This is a genomic window from Haliea sp. E17, from assembly GCF_048323675.1.
GTDB lineage: Bacteria > Pseudomonadota > Gammaproteobacteria > Pseudomonadales > Halieaceae > Mangrovimicrobium.
In genome coordinates this window covers 94,370-112,267 of the sequence record NZ_JBLWFK010000005.1, presented here as the reverse complement: position 1 = coordinate 112,267, position 17,898 = coordinate 94,370, and the positions used below count along the sequence as shown (strand labels likewise).

At 64.5% G+C, this 17,898-nt stretch carries 21 protein-coding genes; 5 read left to right on the top strand and 16 right to left on the bottom strand.

Annotation, left to right across the window (positions count from 1 at the left end):
- The first annotated feature begins 136 nt into the window (after positions 1 to 136).
- The 3 genes from rpoH to trmB all read left to right on the top strand — a co-directional run bounded on the left by rpoH (position 137) and on the right by trmB (position 2,168).
- Complete coding sequence (gene rpoH, locus ACNKU3_RS13945) at positions 137 to 991, top strand: RNA polymerase sigma factor RpoH (protein ID WP_418260108.1); 855 nt, start codon at positions 137 to 139, stop codon at positions 989 to 991.
- Between the two features lie 111 nt (positions 992 to 1,102).
- The gene (locus ACNKU3_RS13940) at positions 1,103 to 1,480 is read left to right on the top strand and encodes a DUF423 domain-containing protein (protein WP_418260107.1); all 378 of its coding nucleotides are present in this window, start codon (positions 1,103 to 1,105) and stop codon (positions 1,478 to 1,480) included.
- Between the two features lies 1 nt (position 1,481).
- Positions 1,482 to 2,168, top strand: coding sequence for a tRNA (guanosine(46)-N7)-methyltransferase TrmB (trmB, locus tag ACNKU3_RS13935; protein ID WP_418260106.1), 687 nt, complete (start codon positions 1,482 to 1,484; stop codon positions 2,166 to 2,168).
- 42 nt (positions 2,169 to 2,210) lie between these two features.
- On the opposite strand, the gene ACNKU3_RS13930 is transcribed toward trmB, so the two are convergent.
- The 9 genes from ACNKU3_RS13930 to ACNKU3_RS13890 form a co-directional block, all read right to left on the bottom strand.
- Positions 2,211 to 2,525, bottom strand: coding sequence for a hypothetical protein (locus ACNKU3_RS13930; RefSeq protein ID WP_418260105.1), 315 nt, complete (start codon positions 2,523 to 2,525; stop codon positions 2,211 to 2,213).
- Positions 2,526 to 2,534: 9 nt separating this feature from the next.
- A complete protein-coding gene (hemW, locus tag ACNKU3_RS13925; RefSeq protein WP_418260104.1) occupies positions 2,535 to 3,668 on the bottom strand; it encodes a radical SAM family heme chaperone HemW in 1,134 nt (377 codons plus the stop codon).
- Between the two features lie 14 nt (positions 3,669 to 3,682).
- Positions 3,683 to 4,282, bottom strand: coding sequence for an RdgB/HAM1 family non-canonical purine NTP pyrophosphatase (gene rdgB, locus ACNKU3_RS13920; protein ID WP_418260103.1), 600 nt, complete (start codon positions 4,280 to 4,282; stop codon positions 3,683 to 3,685).
- Between the two features lie 8 nt (positions 4,283 to 4,290).
- Positions 4,291 to 4,743, bottom strand: a complete 453-nt coding sequence (locus ACNKU3_RS13915; RefSeq protein WP_418260102.1) for a DUF4426 domain-containing protein — start codon at positions 4,741 to 4,743, stop codon at positions 4,291 to 4,293.
- Positions 4,744 to 5,337 carry a methionine biosynthesis protein MetW gene (metW, locus tag ACNKU3_RS13910; RefSeq protein ID WP_418260101.1) on the bottom strand — a complete coding sequence of 198 codons (594 nt, stop codon included), beginning with the start codon at positions 5,335 to 5,337 and terminating at the stop codon, positions 4,744 to 4,746.
- Complete coding sequence (metX, locus tag ACNKU3_RS13905; protein ID WP_418260100.1) at positions 5,337 to 6,482, bottom strand: homoserine O-succinyltransferase MetX; 1,146 nt, start codon at positions 6,480 to 6,482, stop codon at positions 5,337 to 5,339. Before metX ends, metW begins: the two co-directional genes overlap by 1 nt.
- Before the next feature lie 10 nt (positions 6,483 to 6,492).
- Complete coding sequence (locus ACNKU3_RS13900) at positions 6,493 to 7,080, bottom strand: YggT family protein (RefSeq protein ID WP_418260099.1); 588 nt, start codon at positions 7,078 to 7,080, stop codon at positions 6,493 to 6,495.
- Positions 7,081 to 7,086: 6 nt separating this feature from the next.
- Positions 7,087 to 7,908, bottom strand: a complete 822-nt coding sequence (gene proC, locus ACNKU3_RS13895; RefSeq protein ID WP_418260098.1) for a pyrroline-5-carboxylate reductase — start codon at positions 7,906 to 7,908, stop codon at positions 7,087 to 7,089.
- Between the two features lie 71 nt (positions 7,909 to 7,979).
- Entirely contained in the window at positions 7,980 to 8,672 is a 693-nt protein-coding gene (locus ACNKU3_RS13890; RefSeq protein ID WP_418260097.1) for a YggS family pyridoxal phosphate-dependent enzyme, read from the bottom strand.
- A gap of 136 nt (positions 8,673 to 8,808) precedes the next feature.
- Here ACNKU3_RS13890 and ACNKU3_RS13885 point away from each other — a divergent pair, with 136 nt between their 5' ends.
- A complete protein-coding gene (locus ACNKU3_RS13885; protein WP_418260096.1) occupies positions 8,809 to 9,843 on the top strand; it encodes a type IV pilus twitching motility protein PilT in 1,035 nt (344 codons plus the stop codon).
- A gap of 78 nt (positions 9,844 to 9,921) precedes the next feature.
- A complete protein-coding gene (locus tag ACNKU3_RS13880) occupies positions 9,922 to 11,064 on the top strand; it encodes a PilT/PilU family type 4a pilus ATPase (protein WP_418260095.1) in 1,143 nt (380 codons plus the stop codon).
- 9 nt (positions 11,065 to 11,073) lie between these two features.
- On the opposite strand, the gene ruvX is transcribed toward ACNKU3_RS13880, so the two are convergent.
- From ruvX to ahcY, 7 genes are all read right to left on the bottom strand, one after another.
- Positions 11,074 to 11,499: a Holliday junction resolvase RuvX gene (gene ruvX / locus ACNKU3_RS13875; protein WP_418260541.1), complete on the bottom strand. Its 426-nt coding sequence runs from the start codon at positions 11,497 to 11,499 to the stop codon at positions 11,074 to 11,076.
- Positions 11,496 to 12,086 carry a YqgE/AlgH family protein gene (locus tag ACNKU3_RS13870; RefSeq protein WP_418260094.1) on the bottom strand — a complete coding sequence of 197 codons (591 nt, stop codon included), beginning with the start codon at positions 12,084 to 12,086 and terminating at the stop codon, positions 11,496 to 11,498. The genes ruvX and ACNKU3_RS13870 overlap by 4 nt, the downstream gene beginning before the upstream one ends.
- A 44-nt stretch (positions 12,087 to 12,130) precedes the next feature.
- Positions 12,131 to 12,991 carry an energy transducer TonB gene (locus ACNKU3_RS13865; protein ID WP_418260093.1) on the bottom strand — a complete coding sequence of 287 codons (861 nt, stop codon included), beginning with the start codon at positions 12,989 to 12,991 and terminating at the stop codon, positions 12,131 to 12,133.
- Positions 12,992 to 13,000: 9 nt separating this feature from the next.
- The gene (gene gshB, locus ACNKU3_RS13860; protein WP_418260092.1) at positions 13,001 to 13,957 is read right to left on the bottom strand and encodes a glutathione synthase; all 957 of its coding nucleotides are present in this window, start codon (positions 13,955 to 13,957) and stop codon (positions 13,001 to 13,003) included.
- A gap of 116 nt (positions 13,958 to 14,073) precedes the next feature.
- Positions 14,074 to 14,802, bottom strand: coding sequence for a 16S rRNA (uracil(1498)-N(3))-methyltransferase (locus ACNKU3_RS13855; protein ID WP_418260091.1), 729 nt, complete (start codon positions 14,800 to 14,802; stop codon positions 14,074 to 14,076).
- Positions 14,803 to 15,642, bottom strand: coding sequence for a methylenetetrahydrofolate reductase [NAD(P)H] (metF, locus tag ACNKU3_RS13850; RefSeq protein WP_418260090.1), 840 nt, complete (start codon positions 15,640 to 15,642; stop codon positions 14,803 to 14,805).
- A 417-nt stretch (positions 15,643 to 16,059) separates the two neighbouring features.
- Positions 16,060 to 17,448, bottom strand: a complete 1,389-nt coding sequence (gene ahcY, locus ACNKU3_RS13845) for an adenosylhomocysteinase (protein ID WP_418260089.1) — start codon at positions 17,446 to 17,448, stop codon at positions 16,060 to 16,062.
- Positions 17,449 to 17,898: the final 450 nt, after the last annotated feature.

Below are 17,898 nucleotides of genomic sequence, written 5' to 3'. Positions count from 1 at the left end.
ATATTATTTCCACCTCGCAAAGGAACTTTTCCGCGATTAGCACTCTAACAGAATGAGTGCTAATATTGGGTAGCTCAAAAGGCCATGGGGCCGAAGCCAGGCCACTGTGGCATCCCCTTGTATGGAGAATCAAACGATGGAAGTCAGTCTGCGACCTGTTGACCAGATGGTACCGGGTGCCAATCTTGCCGCGTATGTCCACGCGGTAGGCAGCATTCCCATCCTCAGCCCGGAGCGTGAACGCGACCTCGCCGAGGACCTCTACTACAACGACAATCTCGATGCCGCCCGCGAACTGGTGATGTCCCACCTGCGTTTCGTGGTGCACATCGCGCGCAGCTATTCCGGCTACGGCCTGGCCGAGGCCGACCTGATCCAGGAGGGCAACGTCGGCCTGATGAAGGCGGTGAAGCGCTTCAATCCGGAAAAAGGTGTTCGCCTGGTGTCCTTTGCGGTGCACTGGATCAAGGCGGAAATCCATGAATACATCCTGCGCAACTGGCGCATCGTCAAGGTGGCCACCACCAAGGCCCAGCGCAAACTGTTCTTCAACCTGCGCAGCCACAAGAAAGGCCTCGCCTGGCTGACCGCCGACGAAGCCCAGGCCGTTGCCAACGAACTCGGTGTGGATGTCAGGGAAGTGCAGCGCATGGAAGGCCGTCTCGCCAGCCGCGATGTCGCCTTTGACCTGCCTGTCGACAGCGACGATGAAGATGCCTGGCAGGCGCCCCAGTACTACCTCGAGGATGCCGGCTCCGACCCTGCCCTCAATGTCGAAGAGGGGCAGTGGCAGGAAAATACCCAGGCGCAATTGCACAGCGCCCTCGCCGATCTCGACGAGCGCAGTCGCGACATCCTGGCCCGCCGCTGGCTGGCTGAAGAGAAAGCCACGCTGCATGAGCTCGCGGACCAGTACGGCGTATCCGCAGAGCGTATCCGGCAGCTCGAAACCAATGCGATGAAAAAGCTCCGCGCCGCCATCGCCGCCTGATCAACCATACCTGCGGTGCCCGCTGTGCGAGTAAAGCTCGCGCAGCGAGTGCGCATTTTTCCCCCGCGGTTTTGCACACTCGCTGAACACCGCAGGCTATAATCCACCCCCATGGCAAAACTATTCATTTCCCTGTCCGCCCTCAGCGGCATGCTCGCGGTGATCCTCGGCGCTTTTGGCGCCCACGGTTTGCGCAACCGGCTGGACGACTACCTTATGGGCGTGTTCGAGACCGCAGTGCAGTACCATTTCTATCACACCCTGGCCCTGCTGGCGGTGGGTATCATCGCCCTGCAGCAGCCCCAGACAGTGCTGCTGAAGAGTGCCGGCTGGCTGTTCCTGCTGGGTATCGCAGTGTTCTCCGGCAGCCTCTATGTACTGGCGCTCAGTGGCGTCAAGTGGCTCGGCGCCATTACCCCGCTGGGCGGCCTGGCGTTCATTGCCGGCTGGGCCTGTCTCGCCGCGGCGGGCTGGAAACTGATCCCCTGAGATGAACGAGCCAAGCGGGCGCCGCCCGATTCGCAGTTACGTGCTTCGCACTGGCCGCATGACGCCGGGGCAGCAGCGCGCCTATGCCAGCCACTGGGCCAGCTGGGGCCTGGAACACGCCGATGGCGCGCTCGATTTCGCTGCCAGTTTTGGCCGCCCCGGGGCAACCGTGCTGGAGATCGGCTTCGGCATGGGCGGATCGCTGGCGGCGATGGCCGCCGCCGCGCCGGAGAAAAACTTTATCGGTGTGGAGGTGCATCGCCCCGGTGTGGGCCGCCTGCTGCACACCATGGACGACGAGGGCATCGGCAACATCCGGGTCTACTGCCACGATGCCGTGGAGGTCCTGCGGGACTGCATCCCAGACGCCTCGCTCGATACGGTACAGATATTCTTTCCCGACCCCTGGCACAAGAAGCGGCACCACAAGCGGCGCCTGATCCAGCCCCCCTTCGTGCAGCAGCTGGTGGGCAAGCTGAAACCCGGCGGCGTATTGCACCTGGCGACCGACTGGGAAAACTACGCCGAGCAGATGCTGGAAGTCCTCAGTGCCGAACCGGCGCTCGCCAACCTGGCCGGCGAGGGCAACTTTTCCCCGCGCCCGGCGCACCGCCCCGAGACCAAGTTCGAGCAGCGCGGGGAGCGTCTCGGCCACGGCGTCTGGGACCTGCTGTTCGAGAAGCGCTGAGCGCGCCGCCTGCGCAGCGGGTCCGCCGACTGAAGCGCTGGGCTAGTCGAGGATGTCGATGATGCGCCGTGTATCGACACCCAGCTTGAGCCGTTGCCCCTCGATCTCGAGCGTCACCACGCCGTCGTTGTCCACCGGCACAATCACCCGTCCGTGACGATAGATGTCGTAATCGAGAACATCCCCGACCCGCAGTTTCTTTTCCCAGCCCGGGGGCAAATCGCCGCCGCGCTCTACTTTTTTCTTCAGGCCGGGGGGCAGGCCACCGGGCGGATCGGCGATAGTGACGCTGCTGAAGACAGTGGTCAGGAGCAGCGCGGATGCTGCCAGTACACAGGATTTCAGGTAGTTGGCCATGGGCCCTCCTCAGTGTGGAAAAAACTCGGCGACGACGGTGTCGAGGAAGCGTCGCCCGAGAGGGGAGGCACGCACAGCCTCCGCAGCGGTGTCGAGCAGCCCCCTGGCCGCGAGCTCCCCGAGCTGTGGTTGCAATGCGCCTCGGTCGAGTCCGGTGCGCGCCTCGAACTGATCCAGGCTGAAGCCCTGGTTGAGGCGCAGCGCGTTGAGCATGAATTCACCCAGCAGGTCCTGCGCGTCCAGTTCCCGCTGCTCGACGGTAGTGAGCGCGTTGGCGAGGTAATCGCGCGGCGTCCGGGTCTTGGCGTAGCGCAGGACGCGGCCCTCCGCGGTGGTGACCTTGCCGTGGGCGCCGGCGCCGAGGGCGAGGTAGTCGCCAAACCGCCAGTAATTGAGATTGTGCCGGCACTGGGCACCCGCCCGGCTGTAGGCGGATACCTCGTACTGTTGATAGCCGTGCTGCGCCAGCAGGGCCTCGCCGGACTCCTGGATGGCGCCGAGTTCGTCCTCCACCGGCAGCAGTGGCGGCCGCTTGTGAAAGACGGTGTTGGGCTCGATGGTCAGCTGGTACCAGGACAGGTGCGGCGGGGCGAAATCAATCGCGGTTTGCAGGTCGGCGAGGGCGTCCTGCCGACCCTGCCCCGGCAGGCCGTGCATGAGGTCGAGGTTGAAACTGTCAAATCCCGCGCTGCGGGCGTAATCGATGGCCGCCATGGCCTGTGCACGGTTGTGCACCCGGCCCAGCGCGCGCAGCTTGTCGTCGTCAAAACTCTGGATACCCAGTGACAGCCGGGTGATACCGGCCTGGCGAAAGTCGCGGAATTTGCGCGCCTCGGCGCTGCCCGGGTTGGCTTCCAGGGTGGCCTCGCAGTCGGCGGCAAAGGACAGCCGCTGGCGCAGTCCCTGCAGCAATTCGGCGATCGCCTCGGCGCTGAACAGGCTGGGAGTGCCGCCGCCGATGAACAGGGTGTTGATGCTGCGCCCCGCGGCCAGGTGAGCGTCGCGGTCGAGGTCGCACAGTAGCGCGGCGACGTATTCGCGCTCTGGAATGGTCTCGATTTCGTGGGAGTTGAAATCGCAGTAGGGGCACTTGCGTTCACACCAGGGCAGGTGAACGTAGAGGGATAGCGGTGGCAGTTGCATCGGGCGGGGCCGTTTCAGGGGCGCTGGCGCAGCGCCTCCAGCAGCAGGGCGCTGGCCCGGGCGCGGTGGCTGATGCGGTTTTTCAGCTCGCGGTCCAGTTCCGCGGAGCTGCAGTCCTGCCCGGGTACGTAGAACAGCGGGTCGTAGCCGAAGCCCTGTTCGCCGCGCGGGGCAGTCAGAATGCGGCCCTCCCAGCTGGCCTGGCACACCAGCGGCATCGGGTCTGCGGCGTGGCGCATGTACACCAGCACACACTGGAAGCGCGCACTGCGCGCATCTTCCGGGACGCCGTCCAGGGCTTGCAGCAGTTTGGCGTTGTTGCCGGCATCGCCCTCGCCGGAATAGCGGGCGGAGTGGATACCGGGGGCGCCGTTCAGGTAGTCCACCTCGAGCCCGGAATCGTCGGCAATGGCCGGCAGGCCGGTGTACTGGCAGGCGGCGCGCGCCTTGATGATGGCATTCTCGACAAAGCTCAGGCCATCCTCGGGAACCTCCGGCACCTCGAAATCGGACTGCGCGCGCAGGCTCACGCCCAGCGGTTCGAGGATGCGGCCCAGTTCGCGCAATTTTCCGGCGTTGCCGCTGGCCAGTACGATGGTTTGGGGGGGCGTCACGGCCGGGTTTACTCCAGGTCCTGGTACATCTGGTGCTTCACCTTGAGAGTGAGGGTTTCGCTGGTGTCCTGTGGCCGGAAGTGTACCTCGAAGTGGCGGAATTCCTCATCGAAGAAACGGAATTCCGCCAGATAATAGATGGCGGGATTTTCCCGCACCTCCTGGAACGCCAGCTCGGTCACCCGGCCGGTCAGGTCCCAGGTGGTGCCCTTGAGTTGCATGGTGCGTGCTGCGACGCTGCCGTCTTCCAGGTGTTCCTGCAGGGCGAGATTGAGGATGGCGTAGTCCCTGCCCCGGGTAAGGCCGTAGGCTGCGGCGACCTCGGGCGCGAGGAAGGTGGTATTGACCACGCTGTAGTGCAACTCGTAGGGGCCGAAGCGCTGGGATTGCTGCGCCCACAGCGGCGCCGCCAGCAGCACTGTGGCCAGGCCCAGGATAATCAGGCGGAAGGCGCGCAGCATTCAGCGGGTGATGTGGTAGATCGCCGTGGTGGCGAACAGGTTGGGCCACAGGCTGGCCAGCCGGGATGAGCCGCCGGTCGGGCTGCCGATAAAGTCCCGGGCCAGGATGCGGATGCCCTTGTCACGGCACAGGGCCTCGAAGTCGCCCACCGTACAGAAATGAATGTTGGGGGTGTCATACCAGGAATAGGGCATGAATTTCGATACCGGCATGCGGCCGCGCGCACCGAGGTACAGGCGGCAGCGCCACTGGCCGAAATTGGGAAAGGTGACGATGCTCTCCCGGCCGATGCGCAGCATTTCGTCGAGAATCCGGTCGGGGTGGTGCACTGCCTGCAGGGCGTGGGCCATGACCACGGTGTCGAAACACTGGTCGGGGAAATTGCCGAGCCCCTCGTCGAGGTTCTGCTCGACGATATTGAGGCCGCGGCCGATGGCGTTAGTGATACTGGCCTCGTCGATCTCGATGCCGGTGCCGCGGACCTGCCGCGACTCCCGCAACAGCGCGAGGAATTCGCCGGAACCGCAGCCGAGGTCCAGTACCCGGGAGCCCGGTGCGATCCAGCGCAGGATGTGGGTCAGGTCCTGGCGCATCAGGTGGTTTCCCCCACGCGCTGCATGTAGGCGCTGAACGCGGCGAGGTAGCGCGGAATCGGCATGAGGAAGGCGTCGTGTCCTTCGTCCGCCTCGATGTCGACATAGCTCACCGGGCGGTCGGCGGCGATGAGGGCGTCGACGATTTCCCGCGAACGCTGCGGCGAAAAGCGCCAGTCGGTGGAGAAGGACATCACCATGAAACTGCAGCGGGCATTGGAGAAAGCCTGCACCGGGTCGTTGTCGTATTCCCGGGCGAGGTCGAAGAAGTCCAGTGCGCGGGTCATCAGGATATAGGTATTGGCGTCGAAACTGCCGGAAAAACGGCTGCCCTGGTAGCGCAGGTAGCTCTGCACCTGGAATTCGACACCCTCGTCGTTGCCCATGTTGAAGCTGCCGGAGCGCAGGTCGCGGCCAAACTTGTTGGCCATGGCGTTATCCGAGAGGTAGGTGATGTGCCCCACCATGCGCGCCAGCGCCAGCCCTTTTGCCGGAATCTGTTCGTTGTAGATGTAGCGCCCCTCGTCGAAGTCGGGGTCAGAAAGAATCGCCTGGCGGGCGACCTCGTTGAAGGCCAGGTTCTGCGCCGAGAGCTTCATCGCCGCGGCGATGACCACGCAGTGCTTCAGGCGCTGCGGGTATTCCAGCGACCAGCGCATGGCCTGCATGCCGCCGAGGCTGCCGCCCACTACCGCGGCCCAGCAGTCGATGCCGAGGCGGTCCGCCAGCCGCGCCTGGCTGTGCACCCAGTCGCGGGCGCGCAGCGAGGGGAAATCCGGCCCCCAGGCCTTGCCGGTGGCGGGATTGATCGAGGTGGGGCCGGTTGAGCCGTGGCAGCCGCCGAGGTTGTTCAGGCTGACGACGAAAAAACGCTCGGTATCGATAGGTTTGCCAGGTCCGATGCACTCTTCCCACCAGCCGGGCTTGGTGTCGCCCTCGTGGTAGCCCGCGGCGTGGTGATTCCCGGAGAGGGCGTGGCAGACCAGCACGGCATTGCTGCGTGCGGCGTTGAGCTCACCGTAGGTTTCATATACCAGCCGGTACTGGTCGAGGACGCGGCCACAGGCCAGCGTCAGGGGCTCGTCAAACTGTGCCACCTGCGGGCTCACCAGGCCCACCGAGCGATTGTCTGCGGCGTTACTCATCGCGCCGGACTCAGATGCCGATTACCAGCGCGGGGTGCAGGCCAATGGCACCGGCCATGTGGCGCAGCAGGATCTGCAGCACGTTGATCAGGATGAAGACCAGGATCGGCGAGAAGTCCATGCCGCCCATCGGCGGCAGCAGGCGGCGGAACGGCGCCATCACCGGTTCGGTGACCTGGTAGAGCAGGACCAGCGCGGGGTTGTTGCCGCCCGGTGCAATCCAGCTGAGGATGATCATGGCCAGCAGCGCGAAGAAATAGATATTCACCACCAGGCCGACCAGCCCGAGGGCGGACCACAGCACCAGCAGGAGGATGTTCGGCAGTCCCAGCCCGTAGAGTTTCAGCAGCACGACGATCGCCAGCAACTGCAGCAGCAGGGAGAGCAGCAGTGAGGCGAAATCGATACCGCCGAAACCCGGCAGTACCCGGCGCAGCGGAATGACCAGCGGGTTGGTGATTTTTACCAGGAACTGGCAGATGGGGTTGTAGAAATCCGCGCGCACCAGTTGCAGCAGGAAGCGCAGCAGCATGGCGACGAGGTACAGGCTGACCGCGGTCTGGATCAGGTAAACGGTAATTTCGTTGATCGCTCCCATGCGCGCTTATCCCATTTCCCTGGCCATTTCGACGGAGCGGTCCACCGCCGCCTGCATGGCCTCATCGATAATCTGCCGCAGCCCCGCGGCCTCGAAACTGGCGATAGCCGCCTGGGTGGTACCCCCGGGGCTGGTGACCCGGCGCCGCAGTTCCACCAGGTCGGCTGCGTCTTCCAGGGCCATGCGGGCGGCGCCGAGCGCGGATTGTTGCACCAGTCGGGTGGCCGTCTCGCGCTCCAGTCCCATACGGGTGCCGCTTTCGATCATCGCTTCCATGAACAGGAAGAAGTAGGCCGGGGCGCTACCGGAGACGGCGATTACCGCGTCGAGGTCGGCCTCGCCGGGGACCCACTCGACCAGCCCCACCGCCGCGAGAATCTGTCCGGCGTGGGCTTTTTGCTGCTCGCTGACTTCGGCGCTGGCGTACAGGCCGGTGGCGCCGCAGCGCAGCAGCGAGGGGGTATTGGGCATGCAGCGCACCACCGCGGTGGCGGCGCCCAGCCAGTTTTTCAGGCTGCTGATATTGATACCGGCGGCAATCGAGATGACCAGCGCGCCACTGCCCGCAAGCGCCGGCGCGAGCGCCTTGCAGACCTCGCCCATCACCTGCGGTTTGACCGCCAGGATGATGACGTCCGCCCCGCTGACCGCCGCGGCGTTGTCGTTAAAGGTCGCGACCGGCGCCACCCCGCGCAGGCGTTCGAGGCTTTCGGGGTAGGGGTCGGCGGCGCGGATACTGCTGGCGGGGGTGCCGCTCTCGACCAGGCCCCCGATAATGCTGGTGGCCATGTTGCCGGCGCCGATAAAGGCGATCACTGGTGTGTCCAAGTTATCCTCGCGATTGTTGCGCGGTGGTGGAAAAAACAGTCACGCAGTATACCTGTTGCGGCGGGTCAGTTTCACCCGTTGCGCGGTCCGAACAGGGCGCTGCCGATACGCAGCAGCGTGGCGCCCTCCGCTATCGCCTCCGCAAAGTCGCCGGACATCCCCATGGACAGGGTGTCGACGGATGGATGTACCGCCCGCAGTTCGCGATACAGGGAGTGCAGTTCGGCGAATACCGCGCGCCGCTGTGCGGGATCGTCGCTGCGCGCCGGTATGGCCATCAGCCCGCGCAGGCGCAGGGCCGGCAGTTCGCTGATGCACTGCGCCAGCGCGGGCAGGTCACGGGGACTGGCGCCGGACTTGCTGGCCTCGGCGGAGATGTTGACCTGGATGCACACGTTCAGTGGCGGCAGGTCTGCGGGGCGCTGCTCGGCGAGGCGGCGGGCGATCTTTTCCCGATCCACGCTCTGTACCCAGGCGAAATGCCCGGCGATGGCGCGGGTCTTGTTGGACTGGATGGGGCCGATGAAATGCCAGGTCAGGGGCAGGTCCTGGAGGTCCGCCATCTTCTCCAGCGCCTCGCTCAGGTAGTTTTCCCCGAACTGGTCGATGCCGTATTCGAAGGCGGCGCGCAGCTCGCTCGCCGGGCGGGTTTTGCTCACCGCGAGCAGCGTTATCCGGTCCTGTGTCCTACCGCACATTTCTACAGTTAAACGTACCCTCTGTGTCAGCTTTGTTATATTGTCTTTGAGCGAGGGCTGGATCATGCGGGGATGGTAGCCGATACCGTTACCCCACGGCCAGCCAACAAATACTGGGGAAATGAATAACGAGTTGGCGCAACCGTCGGCACGCGCTGCGTAGGGGCGCACAGGGGCTGCGCTCGCACCAAAGGGGAGAAATATGGATATCACTGAACTGCTGGCATTCAGCGCCAAGCAGGGAGCGTCAGACCTACACCTGTCGGCGGGGCTGCCCCCGATGATCCGGGTCGACGGCGATATACGCCGCATCAACCTGCCGCCGATGGAGCACAAACAGGTTCATGAGTTGATCTACGACATCATGAACGACAAACAGCGCAAGGACTACGAGGAATTCCTCGAGACCGACTTCTCCTTCGAAGTGCCCGGCGTCGCCCGTTTCCGGGTCAACGCCTTCAACCAGAACCGCGGCGCCGGCGCCGTATTCCGGACCATTCCCTCCAAGGTGCTGACCATGGAAGACCTCGGCATGGGCCAGGTGTTCCGCGATATTTCCATGATGCCCCGCGGCCTGGTGCTGGTCACCGGCCCGACCGGTTCCGGCAAGTCGACCACGCTGGCGGCGATGGTCGATTTCATCAACGACAACAAGTACGAGCACATCCTCACCATCGAGGACCCGATCGAATTCGTCCACGAATCGAAGAAATGCCTGGTCAACCAGCGGGAAGTCCACAAGGATACCCACGGATTCGCCGAGGCGCTACGCAGCGCCCTGCGCGAGGACCCGGACATCATCCTGGTCGGCGAGATGCGCGACCTCGAGACCATCCGGCTGGCGCTGACCGCCGCGGAAACCGGCCACCTGGTATTCGGTACGCTGCACACCACCTCGGCGGCCAAGACCATCGACCGGGTGATCGACGTATTTCCGGCGGCGGAAAAGGACATGGTGCGCTCCATGCTGTCGGAGTCGCTGCAGGCGGTGATATCCCAGACCCTGATGAAGCGGGCCACCGGTGGCCGGGTGGCCGCCCACGAAATCATGCGCGGTACCCCCGCGATCCGTAACCTCATTCGCGAGGACAAGGTCGCGCAGATGTACTCCGCAATCCAGACCGGCCAGGCCCTCGGCATGCAGACGCTCGACCAGTGCCTTGCAGAACTGGTGGAGAAACGCGTCGTTCACCGGGAAGTGGCCCGGGAAAAGGCGCGCATGCCGGAAAACTTTTAACCGCGCCGGCAACGCCGGCGGCGGCACTGACAATCGCCGCTGCGGCAGTGCCTGAGGGCCTGCCAGGAGGACGTGAAGATGAAAATAGAAGATCTCTTGCAACGGGTGGTCGACGAGGGCGCCTCGGACGGTTTTATCTCCACCGGTGCGCCGCCCAGCATCAAGGTCGACGGCACCATTTTCCCGGTGCGCGAAACGCCGCTGAGCTCCGAGGAGGCCCGCGACCTCGTCCTGTCGACCATGGATGAGAAACAGCAGCGCGAGTTCCTCGCGCACCACGAACTGAACTTCGCCATCGGCCGCGAGGGCCTGGGACGCTTCCGTGTCAGCTGTTTTGTGCAGCGCGGTGAATGCGGCCTGGTATTGCGCCGCATCGTGACCGATATCCCCGGTGTCGACGAACTGGGATTGCCGCCGATCATCAAGGAACTGTCGATGACCAAGCGCGGGCTGGTGATCTTCGTCGGCGCGACCGGTACCGGTAAATCGACCTCGCTGGCGTCCATGGTGGGTTACCGCAACCACAACAGCCGCGGCCACATCATCACCATCGAGGACCCGATCGAATACATGCACCAGCACGGCCAGTGCATCATCACCCAGCGTGAGGTGGGGGTGGATACCGAATCCTTCGATATCGCCCTGAAGAACACCCTGCGCCAGGCGCCGGACGTGATCCTCATCGGTGAGGTGCGCACCGCCGAGACCATGATGCAGGCACTGACCTTCGCCGAGACCGGTCACCTCTGCCTGTGCACACTGCACGCCAACAACGCCAACCAGGCGCTGGATCGCATCCAGAGTTTCTTCCCGGCGGAACAGCACAACCAGGTGTGGATGGACCTGTCGCTGAACCTCAAGGCGATGGTGGCGCAGCAGTTGTTGCCGCGCAAGGACGGCAAGGGCCGCACCCCGGTGGTGGAGATCCTGCTGAACACCCCGCTGGTGGCGGACTATATCCGCAAGGGCGAGGTACACCTGATCAAGGACCTGATGGCCAAGTCCACCGAGCTGGGCATGCAGACCCTCGACCAGTCGCTGGTCAAGGCGTACAAGGAAGGCCTTATCTCCCACGAGGACGCGGTTCGCTACGCGGACTCCGCCAACGACGTGCGGCTGGCAATCAAGATGCACGAGAAGGGCCGCTCTTCACAGGGCAGCGAGTTTTCCCTGTCGATGGACCAGGAGGACGATACCGGGCGCTTTATCGGCCGGCGCTGAAATTCGGCTTCAGTTATCGGCGGCTGGCTGCTCCGCCAGCCAGCTCTCCAGGATCAGCGCCGCCGCCACGCTGTCCACCGGCGCGCGCCGGTAGTCGCCGCGGTGGCCCTGCTCCCGGGCCAGGGATTTTGCCTCGCGGCTGCTCAGCCGCTCGTCAAACAGGCTGACCTGCAGCCCCAGGCGTCCGTGCAGGCGGCCGGCGAAGCGCCGCGCGCGCTGGGCCAGTTCGCTGTCGCTGCCATCCATGTTGAGGGGTTCCCCCACGACCAGCAGGGCCGGTTGCCATTCGGCTACCAGGGCGGCCACTTCCTCCCAGTTGGGTACCCCGTCGCGGGCGCGCAGGATCGGCAGGGCCGTACTGGTGCCGAGCAGGGTGTTGCCCACCGCCACACCGATCTGGCGCAAGCCGTAATCGAAACAGAGTATGGTGCTCAGGCGTGCCCCGCTTCGGCGGAAATCAGGTTCATGTCGATCCCGAGCTGGGCGGCGGCGGCCGCCAGGCGGTTCTCCGCGGGGGTGCGGAAGATGATGTCGCTGTCCGCCGGCAGGGTCAGCCAGGCGTTGGAGGCCAGTTCCTGTTCCAGCTGGCCCGCGGACCAGCCGGCATAGCCCAGCGCGATGAGGTGTTCCTGGGGCCCGTTGCCGTGGGCGATCGCGCGCAGGATATCGCGCGAGGTGGTGAGGGTGATTTCATCGGTGACGGTGAGGCTGGCTTCCCACTGGGCCGTCGAGCCGCGGTGCAGGACGAAGCCGTGGTCGATCTGTACCGGGCCGCCGGCCAGCACCGGCTCGTCGGTAAAATCGCGCAGGCTGTCGATCTGCAGGTGGTCGAAAATCTCCGCCACGCTGAGTTCCAGGGGCTGGTTGATGACGATGCCCATGGCGCCGCTCTCACCGTGTTCACAGATATAGGTGATGCTGTGGCAGAAGATGCCTTCGGACAGCGAGGGCATGGCCAGCAGGAAGTGATTCCTGAGGCTGTCGCTGCTGCGTGAGGTTGTCGCGTGAAATCGTTCCGCCATGGAGTAACCGGGCTCCTTACCCGCGGGGGGGCATGTCCCCCGCGTCAATTTGAGCCTAGCTCATTCTGCTGGAATTGCCATGTGCGGACGATTTCCAGCATGTCGGTAGTGGCGGCCAGCTCATCGGGAAACGGCGAGTAGGGGGCGGCCATGCGCACGATCTTGATCGCCGCCTCGTCGAGCACGGCATAGCCGGAGGACTCCAGCACCTTGACGTCCTCCAGGCTGCCGTCGCTGCGAATCGCCACCAGCAGTTTGAGGTTGCCGTACATGCCGTAGCGCACGGAGGCCTCCGGGTAATACTTGTTGCCGACCGCTTCCAGCCGCTGCCGCCAGTCCAGCAGGTAGGCCGCATCCGCGGCCTGTTTCGCGGAAACCCCGGTCAGCCTGCGCACCCGCGGGGCGCGGGATTCGGAGCGCAGTTGGCGGTCCGGCTGGGCCTGCTGGGCAGCCATTTGCTGTTGCTGGTCCCGCGCTTCGGGACTGAGCCCCGGGGCCGGGTTGTTGTGGTCGCGCTGTTCCCGCGGGGTCACCGAGCGCGGGGCGGCGGCTACCGAGGAGAGCAGTTCGCCACTGGCGCTCACGGTTTCCTCGGTGCGCGGTGGCGCGGACCGGGGCTGCGAGGTGTCCGGTAGCGGCAGGGCCGCGTCCGGGGAAGTCACGTTATCGCGCTCCGCCTGCTGGCCGCTGCCCAGTTGGTTGCTCTGGGCGATATGCCGGGCGTCGTCGGGGCTGCGGTCACTGTTGCGGGTGGTCAGGGTGACCTCGATCTGGCGCGCGTTTGGGGTCCCGCCCAGGCCGCGAAAAGACACCACCGAGACCACCACCACGTGCAAAGCCAGCGCCGCCGCGATGGCGTAGCGCATGCGGCGTTGCTCGGCGGCGATGTGATGCAGGTAGTACATGCCCGGTGATCAGTTCCGCTGTGCCAGCTCCCCGGCGATACAGTCCATCAGGTCGCCGGCGATGTCGGTGCCGAAACCGGCGTCGATCTCGCGCACGCAGGTGGGACTGGTGACGTTAATTTCCGTGAGGTAGTCGCCGATGATATCCAGGCCGGCAAACAGGATGCCGCGCGCCAGCAGCGCCGGTGCCACCTGGTCGGCAATCCAGCGGTCGCGGTCCGTCAGGGGCTGCGGCCGGCCGCTGCCGCCCGCCGCCAGGTTGCCGCGGGTCTCGCCGACCAGCGGCACCCGGGCCAGGCAGTAGGGGACGACCTTGCCGCCGACCACCAGCACCCGCTTGTCGCCCTCGGTGATTTCGGGGATGAATTTCTGGCCCATGATGGTGTGCGTGCCGTGTGCCGTCAGCGACTCCAGGATCACGCTGAGGTTCGGGTCCCCCGGCTGCACGCGGAAGATGTTGCTGCCGCCCATGCCGTCCAGCGGTTTGAAAATGACATCGCCGTGTTCGCGCTGGAAGGCTTTCAGGCGCTCCATGTCGCGGCTGACCAGCACCGGGGGGCAGCACTGGGGATACTCGGTGGCGAACACCTTTTCATTGCTGTCGCGCAGGCCCTGGCAGCGGTTGACGATCAGCGTTCCGCGGCGCTCGGCGGCTTCCAGGATGTAGGTGGTATAGATGAATTCGTTGTCGAAGGGCGGGTCCTTGCGCATCAGTATCACGTCCAGGTCCGCCAGCGGGCGGTCCACCGGGTCGCCGAATTCGTACCAGCGTTGGGGGTCGCGGAACACGGTCAGTGGCGTCGTGCGCGCCCGCGCCTCGCCGTCGCGCAGGAACAGGTCGGACTGTTCCATGTAATGCAGTTCCCAGCCCCGGTCCTGGGCGGCCCAGAGCATGGCCAGGGTGGTGTCTTTCTTGTAGGTGATGGCGGCGATGGGGTCCATCACCACGCCTAGCTTTACGGTCATGGAAACATCCGGCGGTTGGCTGGCGAAATGGCTGGCTGGCCGCAGGCATCGGTGATGCGCGCCAGCTAGCCGCTAAATTACGCAATGGCACCAGAGCGCGCAAGCGCGGGCTGGCGTTATATGGAGATATCGCCCCAGCGGGCCTGCAGCACGGCGATGGCCGCGAGCGGTGCGGTTTCCGTGCGCAGCACCCGCGGACCGAGGGCGAGGGAGTGGAATCCCGCCGCCTCTGCCGCCTGGATTTCCGCCCCCGACAGGCCGCCCTCGGGGCCGATCAGCAGGCTCGCCGAGCGCGGTGCGCTGTCCAGCGCCAGCGGTTCGGCGCGGTGGTGAAGCACCAGCTTGAGCTGGCTGTCGCTCCCGGCGAGCCAGTCGCCGAAGGCAAGTGGCGCGTGGACCTGCGGCAGGGTGTTGCGGCCGCACTGCTCACAGGCGCTGATCGCGATCTGGCGCCAGTGGCCGAGTTTCCTGGCGGCCCGCTCACCCTTGAGTTTGACCTCGCTGCGCTCGGTGAACAGCGGTGTGATCGCGGCGACACCCAGTTCGGTGGCCTTCTGTACCACCAGGTCCATGCGCTCGCCGCGGGACAGGCCGATACCGAGGTGGATGGCCAGGGGCGACTCGTTGTCCACCGCCCGGTATTCACCGATCTGTACACTGACAGCGCGTTTTTCCACCTGCGCGATGCTCGCCGCATACTCCCCGCCGCGGCCGTCGAACAGCACCAGGGCATCTCCCGCCTGCATGCGCAGGGCGCTGGCGAGGTGGCGGGAGGCTCCCGCCTCCAGCTCCACCAGTGCGTGCGGCTGCAGCGCCTGCTCCGTATGGATACGCGGAATGCGCATTTACAGGCCCAGGCTGTTGTAGATCTCCCGGGTCGGCTCCACCTGGTTCATGGTGTAGAAGTGGATGCCCGGGGCGCCGGAGTCGATCAGGGTCTGGCACAGCTGGGTGACCACCTCGAGACCAAACTTGCGGATGCTCTCCTGGTCGTCGCCGTAGCCCTCCATGCGCTTGCAGATCCAGCGCGGAATTTCCGCCCCGCAGTTGCGAGAGAAGCGCGCCAGGTTCTGGAAGTTGGTGATCGGCATCACCCCGGCGTAGATGGGCTTGTCGATACCCGCCGCCGCGCAGCGATCCAGATAATAGAAATAGGACTCGACGTTGTAGAAATACTGGGTAATGGCGCTGTTGGCGCCGGCGTCCAGTTTCTGCTTGAGGAAGTGGATGTCGCTGTCGTAGCTCTTCGATTCCGGGTGAATTTCCGGGTAGGCCGCCACTTCGATCTCGAAGTGATCGCCGCTGCGCCGGCGCACGAATTCCACCAGTTCATTGGCGTAAACCAGCTGGGTGCTGGCGCCCATGCCGGAGGGCATATCGCCGCGCAGGGCCACCAGGCGGCGAATGCCGCGCTGCTGGTAGGTATCCAGCAATTCGCCGACGGCATTCTCGTCATCGCCGCCGAATGACAGGTGCGGCGCCACGTCGATGCCGGCCTCGCGGATCTTCGAGACGATGCCGAGTGTGGAGTCGCGGGTGGTGCCGCCGGCACCGTAGGTCACGGAGAAAAACACCGGGTTCAACGCATTGAGCGCCGGTACGGTTTCCTCGAGTAACTTCTGCTTGCCCTCGGGTGTCTTGGGCGGGAAGAACTCGAAACTGATTCTGGGTTTTTGCTTGGCCATTATGTTGACTCTGGTATTCGGGTGTTCATGTCAGTTCGGTGTATTGGCGTGGAGCTTCGATTCAGGTTCGGAGCGCGGCAGTGAAGCAGTCCGGTCAGGACACGCCGTAAATACGTCCATGTAGGCTCGGGCTCGGCATCCATGCCTCGCACGGTCCTGACCGGACTGCTTCACCGCCACACTCCTTCGCAGTGATCCCAGTCATTTGCGCACTGGACCCACTTGCGTGGAAACTGCGTCAGCCTCGAAGGCTGCACTGAATCAGGGGACGAGAGCAGCGATGGGTTGCGGAACCGTGCGAGGCACGGATGCCGAGCCCGAGCCCCCATGGATGGGTTCACGGCGTGTTCCGCAACCCATCGCTGTTCTTGTCCCCGGCACTACGAAGTCCCCGGGGGCTACAGATCAAACCGCCAATCAGTACTTGTAGCTGTCCGGCTTGAACGGCCCTTCCACCTTCACGTTGATGTATTTCGCCTGCTCCGTGGTCAGGCGGGTAATCACACCGCCGAAACCGCGTACCATGTGCGCCGCGACTTCCTCGTCGAGTTTCTTCGGCAGTACCTCGACCTTCAGCGCCGCTTCCTTCATCTCCGGCTCCAGGTTCGCGAACTTGCGCTCGAACAGGTAGATCTGCGCCAGCACCTGGTTGGAGAAGGAGCCATCCATCACCCGGCTCGGGTGGCCGGTGGCGTTGCCCAGGTTGACCAGGCGGCCCTCGGAAAGCAGCAGCAGGTGGTCGTTGCTGGCGCGGTCGCGGTAGACCTTGTGCACCTGCGGTTTGACCTCTTCCCATTCCCACTCGCGACGCATGAAAGCCGTGTCGATCTCGTTGTCGAAGTGGCCGATGTTGCAGACCACCGCGCCGTTTTTCAGCGCCTTCAACATGTTGGAGTCACAGACATTGTAGTTGCCGGTGGTGGTGACCAGCAGGTCGATGTTCTGCAGCAGGTTGCTGTCGACGCTGGCCGGGGTGCCGTCATTGACGCCGTTGATAAAGGGCGACACTACCTCGTAGCCGTCCATGCAGGCCTGCATGGCACAGATCGGGTCGATCTCGGTAACGCGCACGATCATGCCCTCCTGGCGCAGGGACTGGGCGGAGCCCTTGCCGACGTCGCCGTAGCCGATGACCAGCGCCTTCTTGCCGGACAGCAGGTGGTCGGTGCCGCGCTTGATGGCGTCGTTGAGGCTGTGGCGGCAGCCGTACTTGTTGTCGTTCTTGGACTTGGTCACCGAGTCGTTGACGTTCACCGCGGGCACTTTCAGGGTGCCGGCTTCGAGCATTTCCTGCAGGCGGTGCACACCAGTGGTGGTCTCCTCGGTGATACCGTGGATCTTCTCCAGCATTGCCGGGTACTTGTCGTGCAGCATGGCGGTGAGGTCGCCGCCATCGTCCAGCACCATGTTGGCGTCCCAGGGCTGGCCATCTTTCAGGATGGTCTGCTCGATGCACCACTCGTACTCTTCCTCGGTCTCGCCTTTCCAGGCGAATACGGGCACTCCCGACGCGGCGATCGCTGCGGCGGCGTGGTCCTGGGTAGAGAAGATATTGCACGAGGACCAGCGCACCTCGGCGCCCAGTTCCACCAGGGTCTCGATCAGCACGCCGGTCTGGATGGTCATGTGGATGCAGCCGAGGATCTTCGCGCCGGCCAGCGGCTTGCTGTCGCGGTACTTGTCGCGCAGGGCCATCAGTGCGGGCATCTCGCCCTCGGCGATGTCCAGTTCGCGGCGGCCCCAGGCGGCGAGGCTGATATCCGCGACTTTGTAGTCCTGGCTGTCGATCTTTTCTGCTGTAGTCATGGTTGAATCCTTCTTTGGCCTTGTGCCAATATTTTCAATGAATTTACGTGTTTTGAGTTACGTGGTATTGGGTGGCCCGAATCCGGTCGGCGTACGGTGTGGTTCCTCGCCGGAGTCGCAAAAGCGCCATCCATGGCAGCTCGGGTTCGGCCATCCATGGCCTCACACGCTCCTGCGAGGAACCACACCGCACACCGCCCTCGCTCAGGAGCGGAATACTTGGCGCAGGGCAACGAAGCAACTCTCGACTGGTTGCTTCTATCCCGGAAGCGAGCGCTGTCCAGAAGCCGGGGCAGCGTGCCGGATGAGGAGTCGAGTGCCGTATATGCCTGTGGGAGACCGTCCGAGGCCAGGGATGGCCGAGGCCGAGCTGCCATGGATGGCGCTTTTGCGTGTCTCCTACAGGCATATACGGTGCTCGGCTCCGGCTCACAACCACCTTCCTCATAC